The organism is Desulfobacteraceae bacterium (assembly GCA_022340425.1).
Taxonomy (GTDB): domain Bacteria; phylum Desulfobacterota; class Desulfobacteria; order Desulfobacterales; family JAABRJ01; genus JAABRJ01.
The window spans coordinates 1-7,221 of sequence record JAJDNY010000080.1 but is presented as its reverse complement, the minus strand read 5'-3'; the positions used below and the strand labels follow the sequence as shown (position 1 = coordinate 7,221).

Sequence of the window (7,221 nt, the reverse complement as noted above, 5' to 3'; positions counted from 1 at the left end):
GCTTCCTGATCGGCCAGTTCAATAACTTCTTGAGATTCTTTTCTCTTAACGGCCTCGACGAACTCTTCGATACTGCCTTTCTTGGATATCATAGGCACCCCCTGAAATTAGCGCGCGCTGCATGGCACTCAAAAAACCATTTTCAGAACTCGATTGGCTCCAAACGCCAGAAATAGCATACCATTACGCTTGGTATTTGGAACGCCGTGTTGGATGAGGTCTTCCGAACGGCTTTTTGGATAAAAACCCATGTTTTCGAGGGGGCACTAACCGGTGTCTCCCGCTTTTTTCTGGAGGCGCGCGATCCGCCCCTCAAACCCGGTTCGGGTGCCGTCATCCATGTCGTAGTCCAGCGCGGTGCGGCAGACGGCCACGGCCCCACCGTAGTCGCCGTCTTCACCCAGGGCGATGGCCATCTGCTTGAAGACCGGAATCTGGTGCACGTTTTCGCCCAATTCGGCCTTCAGCGCGGGGAACAGCTCCGGAAAAAGCGCGATATAGCGCCGGCCGTTTTCCAGCAGGACGGCGCGCAACGACGGGTCTTCGCGCTGCCGGTAAGCCAGGGCGATGATCTTGCTCAACACCCGGTGCTGTCCAAGCGGCGTGGCCGCCAGATCGACCACCGCCTGGAGCCGGTCGAGGTCCTCGGAGTCCAGCGCGGCCGCGACCGGGTCCGGCGGCGCCTGGGCCGCCTCGGTCGCCCGGGGGTGCTGCGGGGCCATCTGCGTGCCCGCGGCGCGCTTGCCCCGGCGATAGAGCCAGTGCAGGACGCCGCCGGCGATCGCAAAAGAGATCCAGTGCATGTCTACCTCCCCTCCCCTGAAGTTTAACCACCATGGGTGTAGCTCAGCAGGGTCGTGCCCATGTAAAGACCCAGCAGCGCCACACCGAAGCCGCGCTTGAGATGGGCCCCCGAAAAATGAATGCCGACCCGAAAAACGGCCAGGATGAGCAGCATGGCGGGAAAAAGGGTGTGAAAGAAATGCGGCGGGGCCAGCAGGCCGGGCCGCGTCACGCTGGCCGCAGCCCCCGCCACGAACAGGACATTTAAAATGTTGGCCCCGATGACATTGCCGATGGCAAGCTCACCGGCACCCTTGCGCACGGCGGCAACCGCCGTCACCAGCTCCGGCAGCGAGGTGCCGAAGGCCACCAGGGTGGCGCTGACCACCCCTTCGGGGATGGCCAGGCGCAGGGCGATGGCCTCCACCACCGGGATCAGGACGTGGGAGGCGGCCACCACCAGGGCGATGCCGCAGAGCAGTTTGACCACCGAACGGGGCTGCAGGACGCCCTTGGCGGGCCGTGCCGGGCGCTGCACGGCCGCCGCCTCCCGACCCCCGCGCGACCACAGCAGGGAAATCCAGAAGTAGCCGGCCAGCAGCAGCAGAAACAAAACCCCAATAAATTGCGGCAACATCCCGCCCTTGAGAAGAACCTGACGCATGTGGAAAAACGGAATGCAGGCGGCCACCAGCAGCAGGCCGGCGCAGAACTGCACCCACCCCTGGCGGTTGACCAACCGGCGATCCAACGGCAGCGGACCCCACAGGGTGGCCAGCCCGATGATCAGGCCGGTGTTGCAGATGATCGAGCCGACGGCATTGCCCAACGCGATCCCGGGCCGCCCCTGGACGGCCGCCAGCACCGATACGGCCGCCTCCGGCAGGGTGGTGCCCAGGCTGACGATGGTGGCGCCGATCAGCAGAGGTGAAACCCCCAGCTGGCGCGAGACCCCCACCGCCTCGTCCACCAGCAGGTCGGCGCCCTTGCCCAGCACGACCACCAAAATCGCCATCAGCAGCAGCAGCACCGGCAGTGCCTGCTGCACCATCACCGACTGGATTCCGGTTTCCATCATGGTGTCCTCCTCGCGGCGGGTCCAAGGTTCGCCGTCAGCCGGCATCGGCCGCCAAGGCCGCGGCCGCGGCGGTGCTCTCCCAGGGCAGGTCCAGCTCGGTTCGGCCGAAATGCCCGAAGGCCGCCAGCCTGCGAAAAAAACCATCCGGGTTGGCGGCCGGCAGGCGGCGCAAACCCATCCGTTTCAGGATTCCGACCGGGCGGAAATCGAAATGCCGCCCCACCAGGTCGGTCAGGGCCTCGTCGCCGCCCTTGCCGCTGCCGGAAGTCTGCACCATCAGCGTCACCGGCCGGGAGAGCCCCGGCGAATAGCTCAGGACCACCTCGCAGGCTTCGGCCAGACCGGCGGCGACGACATTCTTGGCGGCGTGACGGGCGGCGTAGGCCCCGCTGCGTTCGATGCGCAGCGGGTCTTTGCCGCTGAGGGCCCTGCCGCTGTGACGGCTGTACTCACCATAGGTGTCGACGGCGTTTTTGCGGCCGGTCAGACCCGAATGCCGCGCAGGCCCGCCCGAATAGGGCCCGTTGGGGTTGATGCTGATGGCGCTGCGCTGGTCGGGCTGGATCTCCAGGGGTTGGAACACCGGCGCGATGACCCCTTCCCGGATCTCGTCCAGCAGCCGTTTGGGGCTGGCCGGCTGCTCCTCGGCAAGATCCAGCTCGAAGGTCACCGAATGAATGCGCAGGGGGCGGTTGCCGGCGTATTCGACTCCTACCTGGACCTTGCCGTCGGGCAAAAGGCCGGCCAGGACACCGGTCTTGCGCAGTTCCGTCACCCGCTGGGCCAGGCGGTTGGCGGTCCAGACCGGCAGCGGCATCAGGGCGGGGCACTGGTTGCAGGCATAGCCGAAGACGGTCACCTGTTTTTGGGCCGGGATCCGGTCGATCTCGTCCTCGCTCAGCAAACGTTCGTCGAAGCACTGCCGCTTTTCAAGCGGCAGCGCCTGGGGGTTGGTGAGAATGCTGCAGGTCTGGGGGTTGAAATCCGGCTGGCGGTAGCCGATTTGTTGGATGACCTTGCGCGCCAGGCGCGAGAAGTCGATGTTGGCATCGGCGGCGAAGCGCGCGGCGATAAACAGGATGTTGCTGGCCACGGCGCATTCGGCGCGGACCGCGGCACAGGGGTCCTGGGCGAGAAAATAATCCACGATCTCGTCGCTGATCTGGTCGCAGATCTTGTCCGGGTGGCCTTCGGTGACCGCCTCGGATATGAAGATGACGTTACGGTTCATGGCGGGCCTGCCTGGTTTCCTTGAGATATTCGTTAACGAACAGCGGTAGGCCGGCGGCCGCCGCCACCACGGCCAGATCTGCGGGCCGGAGGGCGGTCAGCCCCAGGAAGCCGCGCAGGGGCGGCAGAAAAAGAGTCAGGGTCTGCAGCGCCAGCGACCCGCCGATGGCCCACTTCAGGTAGGGGTTGGGCGGCAGGGGGTGGGGGCTGAAAAGCCCGCTGTGCTCCGAGCGGCTGCTGTAGGCGTGCAGCAGTTGGCCGACGGTCAGGGTCTGAAAGGCCATCGTGCCGGCGCCGGAGCCGAGGCCGTAGCGGGTGGCGCCGTAGGCGAAGGCCGCCAGGGCACCACCGGTGATGCCCGCCGACTCGCCCAACATGGTTTTGAAGTCCCTGGCGGAGAACAGCGGGGCCTGGGGGTCCCGCGGCGGCCGGGTCATCACGTCCGGTTCGGGGGCTTCCATCGACAGCGCCAGACCGGGGAAGATGTCGGAAATGATGTTGATCCACAGCAGCTGCATGACGTTCAGCGGAGTACCGAGGCCCAGCGCCAGGGACGAGAACATCAACAGGATTTCACTGAGGTTCGTGGTCAGGAAAAAATGAACCGCCTTGCGGATGTTGCCGTAGGTGGTGCGGCCGTCCCGCAGGGCCTGGGAGAGGATTTCGAGGTTGTCCTCCTCCAGCACCACGTCGGCCACGCCGCGCGCCACGTCGGTGCCCGAGCGCCCCATGGCGATACCGATGTCGGCGGCCTTGAGGGCCGGCCCGTCGTTGATGCCGTCGCCGGTCATGGCCACCGTGCGGCCGGCCGCGCGCAGCGCCTCCACGATTTTCAGCTTGTGGGCCGGGCTGACGCGCGCATAGACATAGACTTGCTTGGCCAGGGCGGCGAGGGCTTCGGGGTCCAGGCGGCTGAGTTCGGTGGAGTCGAGAATCGTCAGCGGCTGGCCTCCGGAAAGGTTCAGCTCACGTGCCACCGCATAGGCCGTGGGGCTCTGATCGCCGGTGATCATGACGGTTTCGACGCCGGCGCGGTGAAACATCTCGATCAGGCCGCGGGCACCGCTGCGGATGGGGTCGGCCATGGCGGCCAGCCCCAGCCAGGTGAGACCGCTGTCATCCTCCGCGTCCGCCGGGTTGGGCTTGAAGGCGAACCCCAACACCCGCAGGGCCGCGGCGGCCATGCGCTCGTTTTCGCGCTCGATGCGGGCGCGGTCGGCGTCGGTCAGAGGCAGGCGCCGGCCGTCGATCACCTGACGATCGCAGAGGGCCAGGACCTCCGGCGGGCTGCCCTTCACGAAGAGGACGCGCTCGTTTTCAGCGACACGGTGCAGGGTACCCATGAACAAGCGGCTTTCGGAGCGGTGATTGACCGCCAGCAGGCGAAACTGCTTTTTCAACGCCGCCACATCAAGGCCGGCCCCGGTGGCCAGTTCCACCAGCGCCTTCTCGGTGGCCGACCCGTGGAGAACCGGCTGGCCGTCGGCCTGCCGCCCGTCCACCTTGACCTCGTTGCACAGCGCGCAGGCGTGCAGCAGGTGGGACAGGCTGCTCTTTTCCAGGCCCGCTTCCGAGAGGGCCGCAAAGGGGCGTCCCGCTTCCACGGCCATCCTGGCGCCGTCGACCATCATCTGCTGCACCTGCATCTGGTTGACGGTGATGGTGCCGGTCTTGTCCAGGCAGATGGTCTGGACGGCGCCGAGGGTTTCAACCGCCTGCAGGTGGCGGATCAGCACGCGGTGCTGCCGCATGCGGGTGATGCCCATGGCGAAGTTGATCGTGGCGGCCGCCGGCAGCCCCTCCGGCACTGCCGAGGCGGCCAGCGAGATGGAGGTCCGCAGCATCGCCAAAAAGCCGTAGCCGCGCAGAAACCCGATCAGGAAGACCACCCCGCAGACCGCGCAGCACAGAATCACCAACTGGTCCCCCATCCGCCCCAACTGGCGTTCGATGGGCGTCTGGGGGGCCTGCGTCTGCTGCAGAAGGGCCTGCAGCTGCCCGATCTGGGTGGCCCACCCGGTGGCGACGACCACCGCCAGCCCCTGGCCGCCGGTCACCAGGGTCCCCATGAAGGCCATGTTGAGCCGGTCGGCCAGGGGGACCTCCTCGGCGCCCAGGGTGCGCGCCGTCTTGTAGACCGGCATGCTTTCGCCGGTCAGCATGGACTCGTCAATGCTGAGGTTGACGGCCCTGATGATGCGGCAGTCGGCCGCGACATAGGCGCCCGGCTTGAGCTCGAGGAGGTCGCCGACCACGATCTCCTCCACCGCCACGGTCAGCGGCTCCCCGTCCCGGATGACCTCGGCCTTGGGGTGTACCAGCTTTTTGAGGGATTGAATGGTCTTGTCGGCCTCTTTTTCGGTGACGAAGCCGATGGCGGCATTGGCTGCTACCACCCCCATGATCACCAGGGCGTCGATCACCCCCCCGGTGAGCAGCGCAACACCGGCGGCGGCCGCCAGCAGGTAGGTGGGCAGGGAGTTGATCTGGCCGACCAGGATTTCCCAAGCCGAGCGCGGTGCGCCCTCGGGCAGCGTGTTGAGGCCGTACTGCTCCAGCCGCGCCCGGGCAACCGGCAGGCCGAGGCCCCGCTGCGGGTCGCTGGCCACCAGGTCCAGCACCTCCTGGCGGTGGATGCGGTGCCAGTTCCCGGACTCGTGGAAGGCCGCCGGAGGGGAAGCCGTCCAGGGAGCGTCCGCGGCGGGTGCCGGCACCCGCTTTGGCCCGTCGGTCCCGCACGCTTGTAGACCGGGCGTTTGCCGCGATTTGTTATCCGGGCGCGGCCCGGGGTCGCGCCGCCAGGCAGCCACCACGGATTCCAGGCGCCGTTCGATGCTCTGGGCGGTGTTGCCGCTGTTGAAGGTGATCAACACCCTGCTGGTGACCGTGCTGGCCGAGACACTGACGATATCCCGGAAGCCGGCCAGCTGCCGTTCGATGAAGGCCTTGGCGCCCTCGGATTGCCGCAGACCGTCGACCTGGTAGCGCGCCCGTCCGGGAATTTTGGTGTGAATGGGTTTGACGAGGTTCATGTTTACCATCCGGCCCGGCGTTCGTGGCGACGGCAGTCGCAGGTGGAAAACGCCTGTGCGGCAGGTTGAAAGGACCTGCGAGGAAACCGGCCGCCAATGGGAACACCCCACCTGTTTGCCAAGGGCGGCATCCTGCCGGGAGCCGGGCCCACGGCAATATCTGACCGTTTCAGGCGGATCGCGGCAAAATCGGCGGACCTTGGGTGGCCCTCGCCGGTGATGATGGGAAGGGTTGCCAGCTGTGGCAGCGGCCAGGCGAGGCCCGGACCTCGGGCGGCCAGGAGGCCATAGCCGGCAGCAGCCAAGGCGATGGCGTGGCGACGATGGGGTGAGAGATCAGCGCGTGATGTGGGTGAGCGCCCTTCGCCTGGCAACCGTGAAAGCCGCGGTTAGGCTTTCGTAGCGTCCACGAGGGTTTTGGTGAAGACCCCGAAGGCGTACCAGAAAGCCGTGTACCACGGGGGAGCTTGGAAGTTGCCGCGCAGGATCTCGACAACACCATAGACCACCAAGGCCACGAACACCCCGCTGGGCACATCCAGCGTACCGTTGCTGATTTGCCGAAGCCTGGCGTCGGCTGTGCGCAGGGGGCTGATGATGTTCTGGACGCCCTCACGGCGCGGACCCGGGGTCAGATCCAGCGCGCAAAGCCCCGCCTCGCGGGCAAAGGCGGCCACCTCGGCGGGCGACACGCTTGCACCCTCCACCAGCAGGCTGGCCGTGACGGGATTGACTGCGACCGCCGCAGACCCAAAATGGGCCGCCAACGCTTCTTTGACCCGCTGAAAGAAGGCGCCGTCGCCCCTTTTCTGGCGGATGCGAATCCGCAGACGCCCCGGGCTGGAGTGGCACAGCAGGGCCTCTGGCAGCACGTCCATGGCTTCTACCTGATTCATGATCGGCCGCGGTATCTTTCGCCTGTCATCACGTCCTTATTTTCCCTCACCGCCGTGGGCGATCTCGGCCTTGGCTTCGGCCGCGATGTCCTCGAAGGTCTCTTTGGTCTCGGCGATGGAAACCTTGGCGCCCTCGTAGGCCAGCAGGCCGCCCTTGATGACCGCCTTGGTCAATGGTTTCAAAATGCTGCCGACGACGGGA

6 protein-coding genes are annotated in these 7,221 nt (G+C 66.4%); all 6 read right to left on the bottom strand.

What is annotated here, in order from left to right; translation table 11 throughout:
- Nucleotides 1-266: 266 nt before the first annotated feature.
- Entirely contained in the window at nt 267-803 is a 537-nt protein-coding gene (locus LJE63_07400; protein MCG6906434.1) for a hypothetical protein, read from the bottom strand.
- Between the two features lie 23 nt (nt 804-826).
- Nucleotides 827-1,861: a sodium:calcium antiporter gene (locus tag LJE63_07395; GenBank protein MCG6906433.1), complete on the bottom strand. Its 1,035-nt coding sequence runs from the start codon at nt 1,859-1,861 to the stop codon at nt 827-829.
- A gap of 34 nt (nt 1,862-1,895) precedes the next feature.
- Complete coding sequence (metK, locus tag LJE63_07390) at nt 1,896-3,092, bottom strand: methionine adenosyltransferase (GenBank protein MCG6906432.1); 1,197 nt, start codon at nt 3,090-3,092, stop codon at nt 1,896-1,898.
- Nucleotides 3,082-6,123 carry a cation-transporting P-type ATPase gene (locus LJE63_07385; GenBank protein MCG6906431.1) on the bottom strand — a complete coding sequence of 1,014 codons (3,042 nt, stop codon included), beginning with the start codon at nt 6,121-6,123 and terminating at the stop codon, nt 3,082-3,084. The genes metK and LJE63_07385 overlap by 11 nt, the downstream gene beginning before the upstream one ends.
- Before the next feature lie 389 nt (nt 6,124-6,512).
- On the bottom strand, nt 6,513-7,019 hold the full coding sequence (locus LJE63_07380) for a hypothetical protein (protein ID MCG6906430.1): 507 nt from the start codon (nt 7,017-7,019) through the stop codon (nt 6,513-6,515).
- A gap of 36 nt (nt 7,020-7,055) precedes the next feature.
- On the bottom strand, nt 7,056-7,193 hold the full coding sequence (locus LJE63_07375; GenBank protein ID MCG6906429.1) for a DUF5132 domain-containing protein: 138 nt from the start codon (nt 7,191-7,193) through the stop codon (nt 7,056-7,058).
- Nucleotides 7,194-7,221 lie beyond the last annotated feature (28 nt).